We start from the raw sequence: 331 nt of genomic DNA, 5'->3' as shown, positions 1-331 counted from the left end.
CCTCGGGCGGGCACCCCAACCTGTCGGGCGTGGAAGTGTGGAAGCACGCGGCCGCCGCCAACCAGGCCCCGACCGTGAGCCTGGCCGCCGCCAGCAACTCGGTAACGGTGAACACGGCCCTGGCCCTGACGGCCACCGCCGCCGACGCCGACGGCTCCGTGAGCAAAGTCGAATTCTTCAGYGGCGCTACCAAGCTCGGCGAAGACACTTCGGCTCCTTACACGCTCAGCTTCTCGCCCGCCGCCGCCGGCCCGCTTAGCCTCACGGCCCGCGCCACCGACAACGCCGGGGCCACCACCACTTCGGCCGCCATCAGCGTAACGGTTACGGC

Annotated in this window: 1 protein-coding gene; it reads left to right on the top strand. The window is 70.9% G+C overall.

Annotated features, from left to right (window positions below):
• On the top strand, positions 1 to 331 hold a 331-nt coding region (locus D0T11_RS22885; protein WP_182888577.1), incomplete at both ends, for an Ig-like domain-containing protein.

The sequence above is a fragment of the Hymenobacter rubripertinctus genome, assembly GCF_003583925.1.
In the GTDB taxonomy this organism is placed as follows: Bacteria; Bacteroidota; Bacteroidia; order Cytophagales; family Hymenobacteraceae; genus Hymenobacter; species Hymenobacter rubripertinctus.
Note: the sequence above shows the minus strand (reverse complement) of the source record. Positions and strands in the feature narration are given on the sequence as shown.